The 18,925-nt window shown below is 54.5% G+C and carries 18 protein-coding genes and 1 pseudogene; 7 read left to right on the top strand and 12 right to left on the bottom strand.

Annotated elements, in window-relative coordinates; genetic code table 11:
• Positions 1–45: 45 nt before the first annotated feature.
• A complete protein-coding gene (locus AC6I8C_RS21700; RefSeq protein ID WP_497823842.1) occupies positions 46–993 on the top strand; it encodes a sulfonate ABC transporter substrate-binding protein in 948 nt (315 codons plus the stop codon).
• A 43-nt stretch (positions 994–1,036) separates the two neighbouring features.
• Here AC6I8C_RS21700 and AC6I8C_RS21695 read toward each other — a convergent pair whose 3' ends face one another.
• Entirely contained in the window at positions 1,037–1,342 is a 306-nt protein-coding gene (locus tag AC6I8C_RS21695; RefSeq protein ID WP_061060936.1) for a HigA family addiction module antitoxin, read from the bottom strand.
• The gene (locus AC6I8C_RS21690; protein ID WP_061060937.1) at positions 1,342–1,620 is read right to left on the bottom strand and encodes a type II toxin-antitoxin system RelE/ParE family toxin; all 279 of its coding nucleotides are present in this window, start codon (positions 1,618–1,620) and stop codon (positions 1,342–1,344) included. Before AC6I8C_RS21690 ends, AC6I8C_RS21695 begins: the two co-directional genes overlap by 1 nt.
• A 559-nt stretch (positions 1,621–2,179) precedes the next feature.
• Between AC6I8C_RS21690 and AC6I8C_RS21685 the strand changes: the two genes are divergently transcribed.
• The gene (locus AC6I8C_RS21685; protein WP_497823841.1) at positions 2,180–3,313 is read left to right on the top strand and encodes a glutathione-independent formaldehyde dehydrogenase; all 1,134 of its coding nucleotides are present in this window, start codon (positions 2,180–2,182) and stop codon (positions 3,311–3,313) included.
• A 522-nt stretch (positions 3,314–3,835) separates the two neighbouring features.
• Positions 3,836–4,531, top strand: a complete 696-nt coding sequence (locus AC6I8C_RS21680) for a haloacid dehalogenase type II (RefSeq protein ID WP_497823840.1) — start codon at positions 3,836–3,838, stop codon at positions 4,529–4,531.
• Positions 4,532–4,568: 37 nt separating this feature from the next.
• Here AC6I8C_RS21680 and AC6I8C_RS21675 read toward each other — a convergent pair whose 3' ends face one another.
• The 8 genes from AC6I8C_RS21675 to arnB all read right to left on the bottom strand — a co-directional run bounded on the left by AC6I8C_RS21675 (position 4,569) and on the right by arnB (position 13,593).
• Positions 4,569–6,098 (bottom strand): Fic family protein, encoded by a 1,530-nt coding sequence (locus AC6I8C_RS21675; RefSeq protein ID WP_497823839.1) that lies wholly within the window; start codon positions 6,096–6,098, stop codon positions 4,569–4,571.
• Positions 6,099–6,244: 146 nt separating this feature from the next.
• Positions 6,245–6,610, bottom strand: coding sequence for a 4-amino-4-deoxy-L-arabinose-phosphoundecaprenol flippase subunit ArnF (arnF, locus tag AC6I8C_RS21670; RefSeq protein WP_497823838.1), 366 nt, complete (start codon positions 6,608–6,610; stop codon positions 6,245–6,247).
• Complete coding sequence (arnE, locus tag AC6I8C_RS21665) at positions 6,607–6,927, bottom strand: 4-amino-4-deoxy-L-arabinose-phosphoundecaprenol flippase subunit ArnE (RefSeq protein WP_497823837.1); 321 nt, start codon at positions 6,925–6,927, stop codon at positions 6,607–6,609. The genes arnF and arnE overlap by 4 nt, the downstream gene beginning before the upstream one ends.
• Positions 6,927–8,594, bottom strand: a complete 1,668-nt coding sequence (gene arnT, locus AC6I8C_RS21660; protein ID WP_497823836.1) for a lipid IV(A) 4-amino-4-deoxy-L-arabinosyltransferase — start codon at positions 8,592–8,594, stop codon at positions 6,927–6,929. The genes arnE and arnT overlap by 1 nt, the downstream gene beginning before the upstream one ends.
• A complete protein-coding gene (gene arnD, locus AC6I8C_RS21655; protein ID WP_497823835.1) occupies positions 8,594–9,496 on the bottom strand; it encodes a 4-deoxy-4-formamido-L-arabinose-phosphoundecaprenol deformylase in 903 nt (300 codons plus the stop codon). Before arnD ends, arnT begins: the two co-directional genes overlap by 1 nt.
• Positions 9,496–11,475 (bottom strand): bifunctional UDP-4-amino-4-deoxy-L-arabinose formyltransferase/UDP-glucuronic acid oxidase ArnA, encoded by a 1,980-nt coding sequence (gene arnA, locus AC6I8C_RS21650; protein ID WP_497823834.1) that lies wholly within the window; start codon positions 11,473–11,475, stop codon positions 9,496–9,498. Before arnA ends, arnD begins: the two co-directional genes overlap by 1 nt.
• Positions 11,472–12,455, bottom strand: coding sequence for an undecaprenyl-phosphate 4-deoxy-4-formamido-L-arabinose transferase (gene arnC / locus AC6I8C_RS21645; protein WP_497823833.1), 984 nt, complete (start codon positions 12,453–12,455; stop codon positions 11,472–11,474). The genes arnA and arnC overlap by 4 nt, the downstream gene beginning before the upstream one ends.
• Position 12,456: 1 nt before the next feature.
• A complete protein-coding gene (gene arnB, locus AC6I8C_RS21640; RefSeq protein ID WP_497823832.1) occupies positions 12,457–13,593 on the bottom strand; it encodes a UDP-4-amino-4-deoxy-L-arabinose aminotransferase in 1,137 nt (378 codons plus the stop codon).
• A 683-nt stretch (positions 13,594–14,276) separates the two neighbouring features.
• Between arnB and AC6I8C_RS21635 the strand changes: the two genes are divergently transcribed.
• On the top strand, positions 14,277–14,855 hold the full coding sequence (locus tag AC6I8C_RS21635) for a YceI family protein (RefSeq protein ID WP_497823882.1): 579 nt from the start codon (positions 14,277–14,279) through the stop codon (positions 14,853–14,855).
• A 25-nt stretch (positions 14,856–14,880) separates the two neighbouring features.
• On the opposite strand, the pseudogene AC6I8C_RS21630 reads toward AC6I8C_RS21635, so the two are convergent.
• Together AC6I8C_RS21630 and AC6I8C_RS21625 are read right to left on the bottom strand one after the other, a co-directional pair.
• Positions 14,881–15,159: pseudogene (locus AC6I8C_RS21630) on the bottom strand (anti-sigma factor family protein); the annotation flags it as partial.
• Between the two features lie 112 nt (positions 15,160–15,271).
• Positions 15,272–16,285, bottom strand: a complete 1,014-nt coding sequence (locus AC6I8C_RS21625) for a Gfo/Idh/MocA family protein (protein WP_497823831.1) — start codon at positions 16,283–16,285, stop codon at positions 15,272–15,274.
• Positions 16,286–16,393: 108 nt separating this feature from the next.
• On the opposite strand from AC6I8C_RS21625, the gene AC6I8C_RS21620 reads away from it, so the two are divergent.
• The 3 genes from AC6I8C_RS21620 (at position 16,394) to AC6I8C_RS21610 (ending at position 18,920) form a co-directional block, all read left to right on the top strand.
• Entirely contained in the window at positions 16,394–17,404 is a 1,011-nt protein-coding gene (locus AC6I8C_RS21620) for a LacI family DNA-binding transcriptional regulator (RefSeq protein ID WP_497823830.1), read from the top strand.
• 629 nt (positions 17,405–18,033) lie between these two features.
• Positions 18,034–18,465, top strand: a complete 432-nt coding sequence (locus AC6I8C_RS21615) for a PACE efflux transporter (RefSeq protein ID WP_497823829.1) — start codon at positions 18,034–18,036, stop codon at positions 18,463–18,465.
• Between the two features lie 251 nt (positions 18,466–18,716).
• The gene (locus tag AC6I8C_RS21610; protein WP_033785255.1) at positions 18,717–18,920 is read left to right on the top strand and encodes an Hha/YmoA family nucleoid-associated regulatory protein; all 204 of its coding nucleotides are present in this window, start codon (positions 18,717–18,719) and stop codon (positions 18,918–18,920) included.
• The last annotated feature ends 5 nt before the right edge of the window (positions 18,921–18,925 follow it).

Genomic DNA, 18,925 nt, shown 5'->3' with positions numbered 1-18,925 from the left:
CGTTTGTTATGTTGCGCAGACAACAACCAGACTCAGGAATGAGAGATGAAAAAAGTTTTACTCAGCACTTTGATTATTGCCGCCCAGGCGGGTTTCGCGTTCAACACCCAGGCAGCAGAGAAACCCGAGACAGTGAACATCGGTTTTCAGAAAGCCAATATCTTTGCGCTGCTGAAGTACCGCGGCACCTTGGATCAGGAGTTTAAGAAGCAGGGTATTGCGGTGCACTGGATTGAGTTCCCGGCCGGACCGCAGATGCTGGAGGGCTTAAACATCGGCAGTATCGATCTGGCCGCTACCGGCGACGCGCCACCGACATTTGCCCAGGCCGCACAGGCCGATCTGGTTTATCTGGGACACTCGCCTGCTAACCCTAAAACCGAAGCGATTGTGGTGCCCGCTGACTCCCCGATTAAAAGTGTGGCGGATCTTAAAGGCAAGCGTGTGGCGCTGAACAAAGGCTCTGACGTTAACTATCTGCTGGTCACCGCGCTGGAGCAGGCCGGGCTGACCTATAAAGACATTACGCCGGTCTATCTGCCCCCTGCTGATGCGCGCGCCGCTTTCCAGCGCGGCGCGGTGGATGCCTGGGTCATCTGGGATCCCTATTACGCCGAAGTGGAAACTAATGCCCACGCGCGGCTGCTTAAAAATGCCGAAGGGCTGGTGCCACACTACACCTTCTATCTTGCCAGTCGTAAGTTCGCAGAGACTTATCCACATATCGCCACTGAGGTGGTAGATGAGCTGGGTTCACTGAGTCAGTGGGCTAATCAAAATCAGGAAGAAGCAGCAAAAATCATGTCCACCTCAACCGGCCTTCCGCAGCCGATCTGGCAGCGCGCGCTGGCAAGGATGCCGTTTGGCGCAGAGCGGATGACGCCAGAAGTCTTCACCCAGCAGCAGGCGCTGGCAGATACCTTTAACCGGATTGGTCTGTTGCCGGTGAAAGTCGATATTCGCAGCGCAACCTGGTCGCAGGATAAGAAATAAAGGAAAGGCGGGCGGATGCAGTAGAAAAGACGGGAGCATCCGCTTAGTTTGTGCTCCGCAACTGATCGGGCTTATAGCGGCTATTCAGCACGCTTAAATCCACTTTTTTTGCTGCGCGATCAAGGTCATAGGCCGCCTGTATGCGTAGCCACATTTCAGGCGTACTGCCGATCACAGCAGATAATCTGATGGCCATTTCTGGGGTGACAGCAGTAGTTCCGGAAACCATTCTGGAAACAGTCGAAGGTGCAATTGCCAAAGCACGAGCCAGTTCCCTGATCCCGATACCGAGGTCTTCCATGATATCGGAAATAACTTCACCAGCGTGCGGGGGGTTATGCATTTTCATCAGTGATAATCCTCATAATTCAGAATCCAGGCATCCCCATCTTTAAACTCAAAAGTAATGCGCCAGTTCCCTGTAACCGTGATCGACCAGATACCTTGTCTGTCACCTTTAAGTGGATGCAGTCTGTAGCCGCTGAGGTTCATATCCTCAATATTTTCAGCAAGGTCGATAACTCTTAAGCGAGTACGTAACCGTTTTTCATGGGCTGCATTAATTTTTCTGGTTGAGCCGGTGGTGTAAAACTCTTCAAGCCCCTTGTGTAGCCAGGTTTTGATCATCCGTGTATCCCAGTGTTGCCTGATGTGGAACATCATAACATGTGTTGCATGCAATGCAACAGAAGGGTTAACAGACAGCATTTTGTTAAAGAGGATGAGTGATACAGATATGACACTGATTTAACAGACTTTACGGGTTGATACTCTCTCTTCAATACTCACATCTACGCATCCGTTCCTCACTGATATTCCGGCCTCAGCAGGCAACGACTGCGGAGCTGGATGGCATAGCCGTAAGAGTGGCCGCCTCACTGATGGATAAAAAACAGTTAAGCGAACTCAAAAAACTTTGCGCGCTTCAGCGCAGGTAAAAGCGTGTGGCAGGACGGCGGAGGCTGGCCTGGCCGGCAGGGAGAAAACCGGACTCTAGCGAAGCGGCGCCGATATTTCAAAGAGTTACACCATATTTATTTCACCGGGCGGCGCCATAAGCTGTTCTACACTTACACCTTCAGTCGCGCCATTTGACTGAAAAAGCAGCATCACGAAGAGGGTGGTGACAGCAATGCATCACGCAGTCACTACCCTCAAAACTGATCATGCATGAGAGGTGAACACTATGAAAGCAGTTGTCTATAACGGACCTTTTGACGTTTCAGTCAAAGACGTGCCGGATCCGAAGATCGTTCGTCCCACCGATGTCATTGTTCGTATCACCACCACCAATATCTGCGGTTCTGACTTACATATGTACGAAGGGCGAACCAGCTTCGAGCAGGGTCGCATCTTCGGCCATGAGAACCTGGGACAGGTTATTGAGGCTGGCAGCGCTGTGGAGCGCGTTAAAGTCGGTGATTATGTCTGTCTGCCCTTTAACGTTGGCTGCGGCTTCTGTGAAAATTGCGAGAAAGGGTTAACCGGTTACTGTCTGACAGCCAACCCGGGTACGGCAGGTGCCGCCTATGGCTTTGCGGAGATGGGCGAATGGGAGGGTGGACAGGCGGAGTTACTTCGTGTTCCTTTTGCTGACTTTAACTGCCTGATACTGCCGCCGGATGCGGTAGAAAAAGAGGAAGATTACGTTCTGCTTTCTGATATCTTCCCCACCGGCTGGCATGCCACTGAACTGGCAGGCTTGCGCCCTGGCGAGAGTGTTGCCATTTACGGCGCTGGCCCGGTCGGCTTAATGGCTGCGCACTCGGCCATGATTAAAGGCGCATCACAGGTCTTTGTGGTCGATACTCATCCGGACAGACTGGCGTTAGCCGAACAGCTTGGCGCAGTGGCGATCAATGGCGTGGGTGATGACGCGGTAAATAAAATCCTCGAACTTACCGATGGGCGCGGCACGGATTGCGGTTGTGAGTGCGTGGGTTATCAGTGCTGCAATAAACATGGCCATGAAGATAACTCCGCCACGCTGAACAGCCTTGTTGCATCCACCAAAGCCACGGGCGGCATTGGTACGGTAGGTGTTTTTGTTCCTCAGGATCCTGGTGGAGCAACTGAGCTGGCTAAAGAGGGAAAAGTGCCGTTCGATTTTGGTACGTTCTGGTTTAAAGGACAGTCGATGAAGACCGGCCAGTGTAATGTGAAAGCCTACAACCGCCAGCTCGCCAGGCTTATCCATCAGGGCAGAGCCAATCCGTCGCAGATCATCTCGCACCGTCTTGCACTGGCAGACGCTCCTGAAGGCTATAAGCATTTTGACGATCGTGATAATGGCTGGACAAAGGTTATCCTTAAACCCTGAATCGTGAGCCATAGTGCATAAGCCACATTCAGGTTGTAATAACAGGGATAACTAACACCGCCTGTCTGTGGTTTGGGGCTTTATATCGTATGACATAACCTTGCCGAAGCTACAGGGTGTCGCGCAAGTCATAATCAGCGGCTTTTTCTTAACTGAGTTCCTACACTTGCTGAACTCAAGCTTAAGGATAATGTTGTTCTGTGTGTGCCAACAAAACCCCGTGACAAATTCTAAACCTCTAAATTTCAAAACATGCATGATTATAGTAATAAGCTGCAAGCAATAGCATCATTGATGTGCAGGTGACTGCATCGCGCAACATAAGGTGCGCGTCCGTGCACTTAATTTAACATAATTAGTATTATGCGCTCTATTTTCAGGCTTGAATTACATCTGGCTTTGCTAATCTACCTTCAACCCTATCGCTGCCTCTACACCTTGAGCAATCTCACTCAATGTCCTACCTTCAATCAGCGCCCAAACGCCTCAAAATCACACTCGTCAGGTCTACCGGAGGCCCCAATGATCAACATTAGCAACCCCAAACCCTGTAGCGGCACCCTGTTTTTCGATGTCAATGAAACCCTTTTGTCCACCACCGAACTGAACCAGGCTGTCGCGCAGCGGCTTGGCAACAGGCCAGAGCGCGCCGAGGCCTGGTTTACCTCGCTGTTGCACCATTCACTGGTCGAGTCAGTGACCGGCAGCTGGCACAGCTTTGGTGATATTGCCGAAGCGGTACTGAAGATGACCGCTGCGCGTTACGGCGTCACTCTGCCAGCTGACGCGACGCCGCTGGCTGACATTATCGCCGCCATGCCCGCCCATCCGGACGTTGCCGCAGGACTGGCTGCCCTGAAGCAGCAGGGTTTTACGCTGGTTGCGCTGACCAACTCCTCTGCCGCGCTGGCAGAAAAACAGCTCAACTCAGCCGGGCTGGCACCGCTGTTCACCCGCATCCTTAGCGTGGAACAGGTTCAGATTTATAAGCCCGATCTCAGAGTCTATCAGTGGGCAATGAAAGAGATGGGCAAGCCCGCCGCAGAGTGCATGATGGTGGCCGCGCATGGCTGGGATGTTGGCGGAGCAAAACAGGCAGGCATGAAAACTGCCTTTGTCAGCCGTCAGGGACAGCTACCTTATCCGCTGGCACCTGCACCTGATTTGATCGTCAGCGATATCGAGGCGCTGGCCGCACAGCTTAAGCCGCTCTGCTGAGCATAGTGCGCAGTGATTGCCGGTGAGACTCAGGCAGTCAGTCTGCCTGGGTCTCAAATGCCGATCTGACCGCTTCCACGATGCGCCCGGACAGTGTCGCATCGTCCAGCAACGGGAACGTTTTTTTAAGCTTGCCGGAAATTTGCCAGCCATTTTCCTTTAGCGAACGAATAATGCGACTCGCATCCTGATCGGGCATTTCAATGACTTCCTTCAGGCGCTGCTGTGCACGCTGAAATATCACCAGTACGCGCGCTTCATCAGCCATCTCTTTTCGGACGGTGTGCTCTATAACTTTGCAGGTATAAAGCACATGCTCGGTTAAGTCGGGATAGCGCCAGGCGAACCGGGCATCCTCATAGTCGCTGAAACTGAAGTTGCTCAGCGTGCCATCTTCATAGGTCTTCAGTTCGCCAAACCGATAGCAGCCCGCATAGCGCCGCATCAGCCGTTTCGAGAACACGTCCAGCGTGCGATCGTAACCGACCCGAAAATCCATCGAACTGGTGATGGTGGCTGAGACCGGCAGGATAACTCCATCCGGTATCGCGCCGTCACGAATCAGCGTGTCATTGATTAAAAATCGATGGATGCGGCCATTGCCATCGCGCATGGGGTGGATATAGACGAAGCCAAACGCAATAACCGCGGCACGGGCCAGTGGCGCGGCATCCCGCGTCGCCAGGTCAAAGGCTTTCAGGCCCTGCATGAAGCGGGGAACATCATCATAGTGTGGCGCAATATAGTGGACGATATCTTCACGCATTGTCGACTGCCCGACAAACACGGGCGAGCGGCGCAGGCCTAGTCCCAGTGCGTCCTGGCCAAGAATGCCCTGCTGTATGGTATGCAGGCTGCTATCACTGAGCGGATCGTCAAGCTGTCCGCAATACTGCGCAATAACGTGAGCAAAACGCTGAATGCGGTCGCCCTGATCCGACTCTTTCTCAATCAGAAAACTTGCGCGCGACTCTTTAAATGTCAGCCAGCTGGCAGTGCGCATCAGGATGTCTGCGCCAAAGGCGTTATCCAGATCGTTTAAGGCATCATGGAGATCGAACGTAAGCGCCTGCTCAACGGCCGCGTTTCTGCGCACCAGCGGGCAGAAATCCACCGATCCTGGCAGGTTATCATTGATGCGCCAGCGTCTGACGCGCTTTACTGTCGTTCGGGTGAGACAGGCTTTGGATGAAATGGCCTCAATATAGCCTCCATTGGTGACATCCGGTACCTGCAGCGTGTTGCCGGTCAGCCATTCATAGAAAAATCCAGCCCGTCGCGCATACTGTCCGAACGGCTCCTGACGGCACCACGCCTCCAGAGGCTCCGGGCCGACAGCGGTAAACAGGCGGGCAAAAAATTCCAGGTGAATCTCTTCGTATTTAAGACCAAAGGCAAAGTGACCGGCAAAGTCATCTTCCGGCTGATAGCCAGGTGGATAATGATTTTCCACCTGCCCCTGACTCTCATGATGAGAGCGTACCGTTCCGATAGCTGACTTAACGCGTAATGGCTGCGCCAGTCTGATAGCATAACGTTCGCGCAGAGCGCTGAAGCCGACCAGCATAGTGAACCCTTTATCCTTTGCCCGAAAACGATAACAAAAAGGATTTTTAACACTAAAACGCTAATATGGCTATCGTGGCAGCATTAATTTCTATCCGAAAAGGGTAATAAACAGGATTTATGATGCGGAAACGCTAACTATGTTATTCAGGTCTTAACCACGATGCACAGTAGCCCGATAACAATAATCGCCACGCCCGCCAGACTATGCCAGCTGAACGCCTCATGAAATACCGGCACGCAGACCGCCACCAGCCAGACCAGCACGTAACTCAGGCTGAGCAGCGGATAGACCCGGTTCAGCGGAAAATAGTGCAGCGCCCGTATCCAGCAAAGCATCGAGACACCATACGCGCCCAGCCCGGCCAGCAGCAGCAAGGCGGGCAGTATGGCAACAGCTGGCAGCGACGTCAGGCTGCTGGCATCGGGCAGCCGCGGCATTGCCCAGCGCATCATCAGCTGTGCTGCTGAGACCAGCAGCACGCTGCATGCGACCCATCCGTATCCTTTCATAGCTGGCTCGCCATCAGCGCCACACCCGTCACCACCAGCAGCGTGCCGGCAATCTGGCGCAGCGTTAACCGCTCACGCCAGAGGATACGGCCGGCCAGCGCAACGAAAATGAAGTTCAGGCTCAGCATGGGATAGGCCTGACTCACCGGCACCCGCTGCAGTACCAGCAGCCAGAGGAGCATCGCAACGCCTAACAGCAGCACGCTCACCCCAATCCAGCTCAGGCGAATCCGGCGTGAAGTCGCGTGGGTCGCCTGTTTCTGGCACAGCTGCGCGCTGCAGCTGAGCAGACTCACCAGCACAATCAGCAGCAGCATTACTTCATCTGACCGTAGTAAAGGCAGACCAGCCTGCCCTGACGATAGACCGCATCGGGCACGGGCACATCCTCCCCGATATCGCTGTGCACCGAGTCGACCAGCAACAGCAGCGACACGCTTCCGGTACGGCGATGGTCGGCAAGCCAGTTGCCGAAGTCGGCCTGAGAGACAAAACGGGACTGCGCATCCGGGTAGCTCAGCCCATATTCCAGCTCGCCTTTGGTGTCGTAGAAGCCAATATCGCTGCGCTGAAGATGCCAGGCGACGGCAGAAGCCACGCCGGGATTGTCCGCCAGGATAAAGCGGCTGGAGGCCAGACGCGCGCTGATCGTGGCAACAAAGTGCTGCGGCTGTTTAGCGTCGCGGATTTTGTCCGGGATAGCAGCGCCAATAAGCAGTGCGACGCCCAGCGGGCAAAGCGCGGCCGCCAGCCAGCGGCGCTGTGAAGATCGGCAGCTGTATGCGCCCACCAGCCCCCAGATGAGAAACGCCAGTGCCCCCAGCGCCAGCTTCAGCATCTCGTGCGTGGCGAACAACGGATGATGCGTCACGCTCCAGGGCGCCAGCACCAGCAGCACCGTTGCCAGGGTAAGAATGCCGAAAATCAGGTTAAGCCAGCCATTAACGGTTAATGCGCGCCCTGCCCGCTGCGCGGCGTTCAGCCCATAGTGCGCCATCAGCAGCGACAGCGGCACAAAACAGGGCAGGATATAGGTCGGCAGCTTGCCCTTTGCCAGGCTGAAAAACAACAGCGGCATAACCGTCCAGCTCAGCAGATAGAGCGCACCGGGATGCTGCTGACGCTCGCGCCAGCCGGTCATTAGCGCGCCCGGTAACAGTGCCAGCCACGGCAGTGTGCCCAGCAGCAGAACCGGCAGGTAATACCAGAAAGGCGCCTTGTGCTGTGCATTCTCTTCCGCAAAGCGCTGGATATGCTCAATCCAGAAGAAGTAGTGCCAGAAATCGGGAGCCTGATGATAGATCGCCAGCGCCCAGGGCGCGCTGATCGCTGCGGCTGAAAGTACCGCCAGCGGCCCGAAGCAGAGCAGCTCCGGAAGTCTCTTGCGCCAGATCGCCCACGGCAGAATCGTCAGCACCGGAACCGCCAGTGCCAGAAAGCCTTTGGTCATAAATCCCATGCCGCAGGCGAGACCCAGCAGCAGATAACCGCCCACACGGCCAGTTCGTCCGGTAGCCTCTGTTGCCAGCCAGAAGCTGCACATCGCCGCCGCCAGCCAGAGCATCAGCATAGGATCGAGCACCGCATAGGTGCCCACGCCATAGACCAGCAGCGAACTGAGGAAAATCAGGGTGCCGACCGCGGCGGTGCGCGCCGAACCAAACAGCCGGCGGCCAAGCCAGAAGATCAGCGCAGCGGTGATCGCCGTGGAGAATATCGAACCCGCCCGCACGCCAAAATTGTTGTGGCCAAACAGCCACTGACCCAGCGAGTTAATCCAGTAACCCGCAATTGGTTTTTCAAAATAGCGCAGGCCAAAGAAGTGCGGTGTGATCCAGTTACCGGTCGCCAGCATCTCCCGGCTGATCTCCGCATAGCGGGTCTCATCCGGTTGCCAGAGATCGCGGAACACTGGCGGGATAAGGTAATAGAGAATAAAGAAGCTGAAAAAAAGCACCCACTTCGTGTTGTTACGTATCCGCACTAGTTCGCCTCTTCAGTCAGTTGCTGGCAACCCAGCCACCCTTCCCGTCCGGGGATTTCGCCTCTGACGACCCTGCCCACCGGTAACGTGCTGAGATCGTCGGGCAGCAACTCGCCTAACGGACAGAACTGAATGCCGTTACGTTCAGCAGCATCCAGCAGCCGGTCAAAGTCCGGGTAGCCGATGATCCCCTCGACTTCGGCATGTATGGTGTAAACCGCGCCCTCATCAGACGCGAGCATCTTCGCCAGAATGTAGTCGTTATACCCTTCTGCGCTGACCTCGCGGCCAACCACTTCATCCCATGTGGGCAGCGTCACCGGAATCTGTACCGTGCCGATCTGCCCATCAGGCAGCAGGGGCCGGAACGGGCCGCTACCGCGACAGTCGCTGTTGTAGTGAAAGCCGAAGTCCTGCTTGGCGGCGATCACCCGGCCATCGGCGCGCCAGCCTGCAACGGCCGAGCAGCTGACCGGGTGACCGAGGATTTCACTCAGCGTTTCGGTGCCGCGGGCTATCTGTTCTACCAGCTTGTCCTGCGGCCAGACGCCCGCCCAGGTCTGCCAGGCAAAGTGATCCCAGGCGTGCAGGCCGACCTCATGCTGGCGTGTGGCGTCCTGCATGATTTGCCGCAGGCCGCGTCCCATCTGCTTCCCCGGCCAGGCCGTGCCGGCGAGCAGGATGTCCCAGCCATAGAGCGATGTGGCGCGGGAACGCAGCATCTTCATAAGAAACGCCGGTTTCACCAGCCGCCAGAGATGGCGGCCCATGTTGTCCGGCCCCACGCTGAAGAAAAAGCTGCCCCGCACCGCATGACGCCGGAACAGCTCAAGCAGAGCCGGCACCCCCTGCTTCGTGCCGCGCCAGGTATCTACGTCAATCCGCAGACCGATCTTCTTCATCACTTATCAGCCTGTTGCTCGACGGTGCGCAGGAAGAAGTCGAGCGTGTTGTCGATAGTGACATCCATCGTGACGGTCGGTGTCCAGCCCAGCAAACGACGCGCATTGCGGATAGCGGGTTTGCGGTGCTCCACATCCTGATAGCCTTTGCCGTAGTAGCTGCTGCTCTCCACTTCCCGGAAACCGGCAAACGGCGGGAACTGGCTGCGCAGCGGATGGCGTTCGAAGCTTTCCAGCAGCTGCTCGGCCAGCTCTTTAATGCTGGCTTCGTTGTCCGGGTTACCGATATTGATGATCTGACCATCACAATTCTGCTGCCTGTTTTCGATAATGCGGAACAGCGCTTCCACGCCATCCTGAATATCGGTAAAGCAGCGCTTCTGTTTGCCGCCATCGATCAGCTTAATCGGCGAGCCTTCAACCAGATTGAGGATCAGCTGGGTAATTGCACGGGAACTGCCGATCCGTGCCGCATTGAGGTTATCCAGACGCGGTCCCATCCAGTTGAAGGGACGGAACAGGGTAAAACGCAGCCCCTCTTTTTCACCATATGCCCAGATCACGCGGTCCAGCAGCTGTTTCGATACGGAGTAGATCCAGCGCTGTTTGTTGATCGGCCCGACCACCAGATTAGAGGTATCCTCATCGAAGCTGGCATCGGTACACATGCCGTAGACCTCAGAGGTAGACGGGAAAATGATGCGCTTCTGATACTTCACGCAGTCGCGAATGATTTTCAGGTTCTCTTCGAAATCGAGTTCAAACACGCGCAGTGGGTTGCGGGTGTACTCAATCGGCGTCGCAATCGCCACCAGCGGCAGGATGACGTCACATTTTTTGATGTGATACTCAATCCATTCAGAGTGGATCGCGATATCCCCTTCGACAAAATGGAAGCGCGGATGCTCCAGGAAGCGGCTGATAGCGTCTGAACTGATATCCAGGCCGTAGACTTCGAAAAGTTCATCCTGTAGCAACCGCTCGGTGAGATGGTTACCGATAAAGCCGTTAACACCCAGGATCAGCACGCGGGTACGGCGCTGCAGCACCGACTGCGGCTTTGAATAGAGCAATGCGCCAGGCACCATGCCCAGGCTCTGCGCCAGCTGACTGCCGTTCATGTAAACGCCATGCTCAGACTGTCCGGTCTGGATTTCCAGTGCGCCTTCGCCGCAGGCGATCAGGAACGGCTGTTTAGAGATGACCGTACCCGGTTTCGCCTGCTGCTGCTGCGGATGAACCCGGCTCTTCCAGACGATAAACTTAACCGAACCGGCAAAGGCGAATGCGCCAGGCCAGGGATCGGTGACCGCTCTGACCAGATTGTGAATCGTCGCAGCAGGCTGATTCCAGTCAATGCGGCCATCTTCGGCCGTGCGACCGCCCACGCGGGTTGCCTGGCTCTCATCCTGTGGCCACTCACTGACTTCACCCTGACGCAGGCGAGGCAATACGTCGCTCAGCACCTGCTCTGCGGCCAGGGTCAGCTTGCGATGCAGCGTCAGCGCATTGTCCTGATCGTCAATGGTCACTTTCTGCTGCGCCAGAATATTACCGGCATCAGCGCGCTTCACCATGCGATGCAGCGTGACGCCCGTTTCGCGCTCGCCATTGACCAGCGCCCAGTTCAGCGGTGCCCGGCCGCGGTATTTAGGCAGCAGGGAGCCATGCAGGTTAAAGGCCCCCTTCTGAGCGCATTGCAGGATCTCATCGCTCAGCAGATGGCGATAGTAGAAGGAGAAGATCATCTCTGGTGCCATGGTACGGATGCGGTCAAGCCAGATCGGATGATTCGCCTCGTCCGGTGCATAAACCGGAATACCGTGCTCTGCCGCCAGGCGGGCTACCGAGCCGAAAAAGTTATTTTCGGTCGCCACGTCGTTGTGCGTGAAAATGGCGGTGATCTCATAGCCTGCATTCAGCAGGGCATTGATGCCGACACAGCCCATGTCGTGATAGGCGAAAACAACGGTCTTCATGATTGAGTATCCTGTACTGAAGGCTCTTCAGGAGCCTGAACAATGCGTTGAACGAAATAGCGCGGACGCGCGCGAACGTCGTTATAAATGCGCCCGATGTACTCCCCGAGCAGTCCCATACCCACAAACTGGGCGCCGATAAACATGAACAGCACGGCGAACAACACGAAGACGCCGTCACCCGCCCAGGCCGCACCAAAGAAGAGTCGCAGTACAATTAGCACCAGTGAGAAAGCAAAGCCGGAGAGCGCAATCAGGCTGCCGACCACGCTGAGCAGTCGCAGCGGCGTAGTGGTCAGGCAGGTCACCAGGTCGTACATCAGGTTGATCAGGCGCATAAAGCTGTATTTCGAATCGCCAAAAGCCCGTTCGGCGTGGAGCACCGGCAGCTCAATGGTGTTTCGGGCAAAGGTGTTGGCCAGAATCGGAATAAAGGTGCTGCGTTCGTGGCAGTTGAGCATCGCCTCGACGATGTGGCGGCGGTAGGCGCGCAGCATGCAGCCATAATCCCCCATTGCTTTGCCGGTGACCCGCTGAATCAGGTGGTTGAGCGTGCGCGAGGCCTTGCGACGGAACCAGGTGTCCTGGCGCTGCTGCCGGACGGTGCCCACCACGTCATACCCCTGACGTGCAGCCTCGACCAGCCGCGGAATCTCTTCCGGCGGGTTCTGCAGATCGGCATCAAGGGTAATAATCAGATCGCCACGGACCTGGCTGAACCCGGCCATGATGGCAGAGTGCTGACCGTAGTTGCGGTTGAGCAGCACGCCGGTTATCCGGCTGCCGGGAACGGTGGCGGCCTGTTCAATCAGTTCGGCAGAGCGGTCACTGCTGCCGTCATCCACCAGCAGAATTTCATATTCAAGGTTGATGGCGTCGCAGGCGGCGCTGGTGCGCTGCAGCAGCGCCGGCAAACTCTCCTGCTCGTTATAGACCGGGATCACCACGGAGAGCATATTGATCGATTTGATATCGCGCATCTCAGGCTCCGGCAATGTCATGTAAAGCCTGAATCACGCGTTCTACATCCTGATCCGTCATGGATGGAAACAGCGGAATTGAACACATCTGCTGGCTGTTACGGTCACTGGCAGGCAGACGCAGATCGGGATAGCGCTCGCGGTAATATTTGTGGGTATGCGCTGCACGGAAATGCAGGCCGCTGCCGATGTCTCGCGACTTCAGTGCCTGCATAAAGGCATCACGGGACAGCCCGCAGCGTTGTTCATCAATACGGATAATAAACAGGTGCCACGCATGCTGATGTGGCCACTCTGGCCGTGAAAGCGGCGTGAAGGGCAGCGAACGCAGCGCCTCAAGATAGCGTTCGGCAATCTCACGGCGGCGTGCAATAAAGCCCGGCAGTTTCTGTAACTGAACCAGCGCAATCGCTGCGCTGATATCGGGCAGATTGTATTTGAAGCCCGGCATCATCACTTCCGCCTGCGGCAGACGCCCCTGGGTCTGACGATCAAATGCATCCACAGCAAGGCCATGAAACTTCAGGCTGCGGATACGATCGGCGAGAGCGGCGTCATCGGTCACGACCAGGCCGCCTTCCGCGCAGGTGATGTTTTTGATGGCGTGAAACGAGAAGATTGCCGTGCCGCGATGCCCGACCGGCCTGTCGTGATAAGTCGTGCCCACCGCGTGAGCCGCATCTTCAATAATGGCAATGCCATGCTGCTCAGCCAGCTGATAGATCGGTGCGATATCGGCGGGCGCACCGGCGTAATGCACCGGAATAATGGCGCGGGTGCGTGGCGTAATGGCCTGAGCTATCCGTTCCGGCGTCACCATCAGGTTGTCCGGATCGACATCAATCATGACGGGCGTGGCACCCAACAGCGTAATCAGGTTCAGGGTTGAAACCCAGGTCATGGACGGCGTGATCACCTCATCGCCAGGCCCGATCCCCATCGCCATCAGCGTGACATGCATCCCGGCAGTAGCCGAGCTCACTGCAATGGCATGCTGGTTGCCGGTCAGCTGAACAAAGGCCTGCTCCAGTTCGGCGCATTTCGCCCCGGTTGTTATCCATCCGGAGTCGAATACCGCTTTAACAGCAGCCAGCTCCTCATCACCGAATGAAGGGCGGGAAAATGGCAAAAAATCCATGCTAAAACTCCTGCAAATCAAACCCATAAACTGTCGCGCGTTGTTAATCGGATACAACGCCGGAAAAGAACTGGAATAGCGATTTATCAATGTCTGGCAGGCGGATAAGCCATAACAGGTTTCCCGTTATGGAATTAAGGTTACCGGACTGCTAATACAAGCTAACGTATGAAAGTTAACTGAACATTAAATGAATAGGTTTAATTACAATAAAATCAACAGGGATTCAGTTAATGGATTCCTGAAAAGTTCACTATTATTTCAATAATATTTCCCCGGCACTCAACTCTTTTTGATTTATTGATATTTTGTTTATAAAACAGCTCGCCCGGCCTGTTGCCAGCTCAGATATAGCTTGACTGACAACAACCCCCGTTCAGAATAAAAACGCAACTTACTGATTAAAAATGCTAATTTCAGATGATGAATTGCCGCCTCAACGTCATCACCTGACTCCAGTCAGGATTTAAGTAAAATGACAGATTAATAAAGTCGTCTTAATGTATTCTTAATATTTCCTGTTATTAATGTTCCGCCTCCGGAATAATCATTACATTTTGGTGAATCTGATGTGACAGTCAGTTAATATCTTTCAGATTATTTGTGCCTCTGTGGTAAAAGCAGTGCTAATAAGATCGCGGTTTCAGGCATTAACGTTTGGTCTTTCTGAAAGAGAAAAAGTGATGATACGTGTCGCCTGTTTATGCACTCTGTTTGCCCTGATCAGCCCGGTGCTCTGTGCCGCGCCGGTAACCTATGCCATTACCCCCGATAAAACGTCGATTGGGCTTTCGTGGCGTGCCTTTGGACATGACTTTTCGCAGGCCAGACTGCAGGGCGTGACCGGCATGGTTACGCTTAATCCTGATGAAGATCGTGACGATCGTATTGAAGTGAATATTCCGGTGGGAACGCTGGTCGCCTCGAACAGCCTGTTAACCTGGCAACTAAAAAGTGATCTGTTTTTTGATGCAGAGCGCTATCCGCAGATTCATTTCGTCAGCAGTCGCGTGGCTGCGCTGGGTGACGGTAATTACCGGATTTTTGGCACGCTGACGGTTAAAGCTGTCAGCCGGCCGGTGGTGATGCTGGCCTCGCTGGACAGCGGGAAGACGCTCATTCCTGCCTCTCGCTTGCTGGCACTGCATGCTTCCACCGCCATCTCCCGCTCCGCCTTCGGTATGGATCGGCTGGTCGGGGTAGTTGACGATCGGGTAAATATTGCGCTTAAGATTGCAGCGCAGGTCAGAGAGCCGCGCTGACCGTCACCGCGCGTATGCCGCCGGATTAGGTAAGCGCTGCCTGCAATGTTTCAGCGGCAGACGCCAGCTGCGCTGAGGGGTTGCGGCCAATCAGCTCATATTGATAACCGTCGCGCGTCCACCAGGCCAGCTGCATGCCGTGACGCTGTTGGCGGGCAATTGGGTTCGTGTTGTGCGATGCGGGCGAGATACAGAGCGCCATCGGACCATAATCCGCGTGCAGCCAGGCGATCTGCGCAATTGACGTCTGTTCGTAGCGCAGGATACGCAACATTTTCAGTTCAGCACCCGCTATGCGCAGTTGATTAAGCCTGCCAGAGGCACTCCGCCAGCGCGGCGCTATACGGTAAACAGCTCAGCACCGGTTTCTATTCAATAAAAATAAACTTATTTTTTTGTCCGTCTACCATGCCGAATCAGATCAGCACGTTTTCCACCTGACAGAAGCGCCTTTCTGTCAGGGACATCACCGCGGCTTCCGCAATCGCCTGTGCCCTGAGGCCATCCTCCAGACCAGGCAGATCCCCAGCCTGCTCTCCGTTCAGCGTTCGGATAAATGCGTCCAGATGTGCATAATAGGTTGGCTGCACCCGGCTGAACCAGTCTGGCAGCAGGCCAGGCTGCTGAACCTGCGCGCCCTGGTAACAGCTGACGCCGCGCTGCGGCTGAGAGGCCGATTCCAGCATGCCGTCTGACCCCATCACACTGATGCGTTCGTCATAGCCATAGCCGGTGCGGCGGGCATTATCGAGCTGTGCCAGCGCCCCGCTCTGCAGCCGCAATAGCAGCGTGCTGGTATCCACATCGGCGAATTCGCTAATCGAAGGCAGTGCCAGCGCGGCCCCCATCGCCGCCACCTCCGTCACCTCCTCTTCGGTCAGCCAGCGCAGGAGGTCAAAAAAGTGGATAGCCTGATCGCGCATCTGGCCACCGGATGCCTGAAGATAGGCCAGCGGCGGCATGGCCGAAGAGCGGCAGACCATCTGAATCAGTTCCGCCGCGCCAATCCGCCCCTGGCGGAGTTGCTGCTTCAGCTGCTGATGGCTGACATCAAAACGGCGATTAAACCCCACCGTGACCGGCACGTTGTAAGGGAGGACATTAGCCACGGCCTTACGGGCACGCTCAAGAGAGAGATCGACCGGCTTTTCGCAGTAGATTGCTTTACCGCCGCGGGCAGCGGCTTCAAGCAAATCCGCATGGGTTGGCGTCGCACTGGCGATAAGCACCATGTCAATTTGCGGATCGTTTATCGCTTCAGTCACGGACGCGACCCGAGCAACATAGCGGGTCGCAAAGTCGGCAGCGCGCGACGGTTCCGCATCCGCCACCCACACCAGCTCTACTCCGGGATGGGCCTGAAGATTCGCGGCATGAACTTCACCAATAAAGCCACACCCCAGCAGGGCAACACGTTGCTTTTTATTCATTTATTTGAACTCCATCATAGTCCGGCAGAAAGCTGCACCGGCAGGATAACGCGGCGTTTTACACTTACGGCATGATGTTTTGAGGTGTTTACCTCAGAGGAGAGCGGCATGTCGCTGAAAGAGGTCGCCCGACGGGCAGGTGTGGGACTGGCAACCGTGGATCGGGTGCTTAATGAACGTGGCGGCGTCGCGCCGGAGACGGTTCACAGAGTACTGCAGGCAGCACGGGAAATAGGTCTGAAGCGTATCCTCCCTGAAGAGCATCGTCATCCGTGGCAGATAGAACTGCTGCTGAGCAGCAACGATTCGTTTTTCTTTATGCAACTGGCTCAGGATTTTACTGAGATCGCCTCCCATCTGGGCTATCGCCGGTTAACGCTGCATCGCACCTTTGTTCCGGAAGCACAGCCCGGGCGACTGGCCAGGCTTATCAGACAGGGAGCAGAGACACGGGATGGACTGATCGTTTTTGCACATGAGCATCCGGCGATTTATGAGGCGCTGGAACATTGCCAGGTGCGTGGTGTATCTGTGATCTCGCTGGTCACCGATTTGCCTGGTGCTGCCCGGCTCTGTCATGTCGGGATCAACCAGTTGCAGGCAGGACGCACCGCCGCTCAGCTTATGGGTAAAATGCTGCATCAGCCCGGTGAGGTATTGATGGTCAGTGGTCACAGGGATTACAGCGCGCATCGTCAGCGCATTGAAGGATTTTGCACGCTGATGACTGAACGCTATCCCCATCTTGAGCTGCGTGAAGTTCTGGCAGCTCAGGAAAATCGCTACATAATCAGTAAGTTGCTGGAGAAACAGCTGGTTCGGAGCGGAAATCTGTTGGGAATTTACAACACCGGGCTGGGGAATACCGAAATCGGACAGGCGCTGGCACGGCATCGCCAGCTGAATCAGTGCGTCTGGGTCACCCATGAACTTTACGCCACGACACGCAAGCTGATGGCGCAGCAGAGCGTTGCGCTGACGCTGGATCAGAATACCCGGCAGCATGCTCAGTTGGCGGTACAGCTGATGCTGAATTATCTGGAGCAGAAAGTGAAACCCGATGAGTATGCTAGTGGAAAAGTAGACTTCATGATTTATACAGCCGAGAACGCGTTATGAAGCAAACCATCACCTCATACTCTCCACCGGGGGCCGTATTTTCGTTATAGATGCCAGCCGTTGAATCTGTTTAGGCTATTGATAATGGCACAGCGGACAAACCACTTTTAACCTCATGCAGCCTCACTTTTACTCTGCACTTCTGTATCGCAATCGCCTCAGGACGTCAGATAACACCGACATACAGTTTTTAAAACTACTTACCTCCTAAATATTAAAATATAAATCTATATATACTCAATTTGTTATTTTAATATTCCACTCAATTTCAGAGTTGCTATCATCGCCTCGAATCCGACAGAGCATCACCGCATGCAGTGAGAAACTTTCCAGATTAACCATTCTGGGCCCGTGTCGTTGAACAGAAAAAGTAATTCAGGAGCTGGTATGCTAAGGCGCATCACTGATAAAGCACGTTTTGTATAAGGTTTGATAAATATCAAGCCTGCCTGGATTTTTATTGGTAGTTTCCCGTTACGCTTTCACTTTATGACAGTGCGATGCTAAATTCTCATCGGTTTGAGGCAGGAAAACGTCCAGCGCTTTGAATATAAGCAGACTGAGCAGTAGGCCATCCTGAATTTTATCTCCACCGGTAACGGTGTCTGACTGATTAATGAGAGCGTGGTTTGGAACAGTGTTTATCTCCAGTGCGCACCACCACAGAAAGAGTGCTGCACGCTGTTATTTTCGAAGTTGTTGCCAATGTATTGGTTTTCATCATTCTGATTATTTTTGCCTCGGCAGCACCTTCACAGTCGGCACTGTTGACCATAGTTTCATCGACGCTGGCGATGGGATGGAACTATCTGTTCAACCTGATGTTTGACAGCATTCAGCTGCGAACCGGATTTAAAAAAGACTGGCGAATAAGATGTCTCCATGCTGTTTTATTTGAGGCAGGTCTGTTATTCGTATTGATCCCTTTTGCAGCATGGTGGCTGGGCATTACGCTACTCGCAGCGCTGAAACTGGAATGTGGGTTGGTGCTGTTTTTTCTGGTTTATGCTTATCTGTTCAATCTGATATGGGATTACGGCAGGGCTGCACATAAAAAATAATAAAAAAAAACAATAAATTAAAAATACACTAAGGTAAAAACTGATTTTTTAACCTTCCGCTTAGCCAGGTCAGTGAAGCGTCAGAGGCGACACTGCGCATCTGAACGCATCCAGTGCGTAAGGACACACGTATATCTGTTGTCAGGTTCTTATTTATTTTCCTGGCAGCATCGATAGCACAGCGAGTCAGCTTTGATAAAGTTAAGACCGCGCATAAGCTCATTTTTACAGGTTAACTTCAGCAAAAAATTATGAACAAAATCTACTATCTGAATAAGTTAAGAAACTGCCCGTCAACCGATATCCTGGATATTGTGACAAGCTATATGCGGAAAAAACTTCCTTCTGACGATCTCTCTTCTTTTGAGGGCGCATACGATCATCGCAAAGCCGAACTAATAATGAATGAGACTTACAACGAAGTGCCTGCGGAAGTCTGGCGATTAGTTTGCTGACGCTG

It is taken from the genome of Pantoea sp. X-Soil-YNGN-844, assembly GCF_059730595.1.
The sequence above is the reverse complement of the archived record's forward strand: the minus strand, read 5'-3'. Positions and strand labels throughout refer to the sequence as shown.

Bases quoted from the DNA above. Each gene is read 5' to 3' on its own strand.
- arnC (WP_497823833.1), bottom strand. From the start codon at position 12,455: ATGCGCGATATCAAATCGATCAATATGCTCTCCGTGGTGATCCCGGTC.
- AC6I8C_RS21685 (WP_497823841.1), top strand. From the start codon at position 2,180: ATGAAAGCAGTTGTCTATAACGGACCTTTTGACGTTTCAGTCAAAGAC.
- arnD (WP_497823835.1), bottom strand. From the start codon at position 9,496: ATGAAGAAGATCGGTCTGCGGATTGACGTAGATACCTGGCGCGGCACG.
- arnF (WP_497823838.1), bottom strand. From the start codon at position 6,610: ATGAAAGGATACGGATGGGTCGCATGCAGCGTGCTGCTGGTCTCAGCA.
- arnE (WP_497823837.1), bottom strand. From the start codon at position 6,927: ATGCTGCTGCTGATTGTGCTGGTGAGTCTGCTCAGCTGCAGCGCGCAG.
- AC6I8C_RS21620 (WP_497823830.1), top strand. From the start codon at position 16,394: ATGTCGCTGAAAGAGGTCGCCCGACGGGCAGGTGTGGGACTGGCAACC.
- AC6I8C_RS21680 (WP_497823840.1), top strand. From the start codon at position 3,836: ATGATCAACATTAGCAACCCCAAACCCTGTAGCGGCACCCTGTTTTTC.
- AC6I8C_RS21690 (WP_061060937.1), bottom strand. From the start codon at position 1,620: ATGATCAAAACCTGGCTACACAAGGGGCTTGAAGAGTTTTACACCACC.
- AC6I8C_RS21625 (WP_497823831.1), bottom strand. From the start codon at position 16,285: ATGAATAAAAAGCAACGTGTTGCCCTGCTGGGGTGTGGCTTTATTGGT.
- arnA (WP_497823834.1), bottom strand. From the start codon at position 11,475: ATGAAGACCGTTGTTTTCGCCTATCACGACATGGGCTGTGTCGGCATC.
- AC6I8C_RS21635 (WP_497823882.1), top strand. From the start codon at position 14,277: ATGATACGTGTCGCCTGTTTATGCACTCTGTTTGCCCTGATCAGCCCG.
- AC6I8C_RS21700 (WP_497823842.1), top strand. From the start codon at position 46: ATGAAAAAAGTTTTACTCAGCACTTTGATTATTGCCGCCCAGGCGGGT.
- arnB (WP_497823832.1), bottom strand. From the start codon at position 13,593: ATGGATTTTTTGCCATTTTCCCGCCCTTCATTCGGTGATGAGGAGCTG.
- AC6I8C_RS21695 (WP_061060936.1), bottom strand. From the start codon at position 1,342: ATGAAAATGCATAACCCCCCGCACGCTGGTGAAGTTATTTCCGATATC.
- AC6I8C_RS21610 (WP_033785255.1), top strand. From the start codon at position 18,717: ATGAACAAAATCTACTATCTGAATAAGTTAAGAAACTGCCCGTCAACC.
- AC6I8C_RS21675 (WP_497823839.1), bottom strand. From the start codon at position 6,098: ATGCTGGTCGGCTTCAGCGCTCTGCGCGAACGTTATGCTATCAGACTG.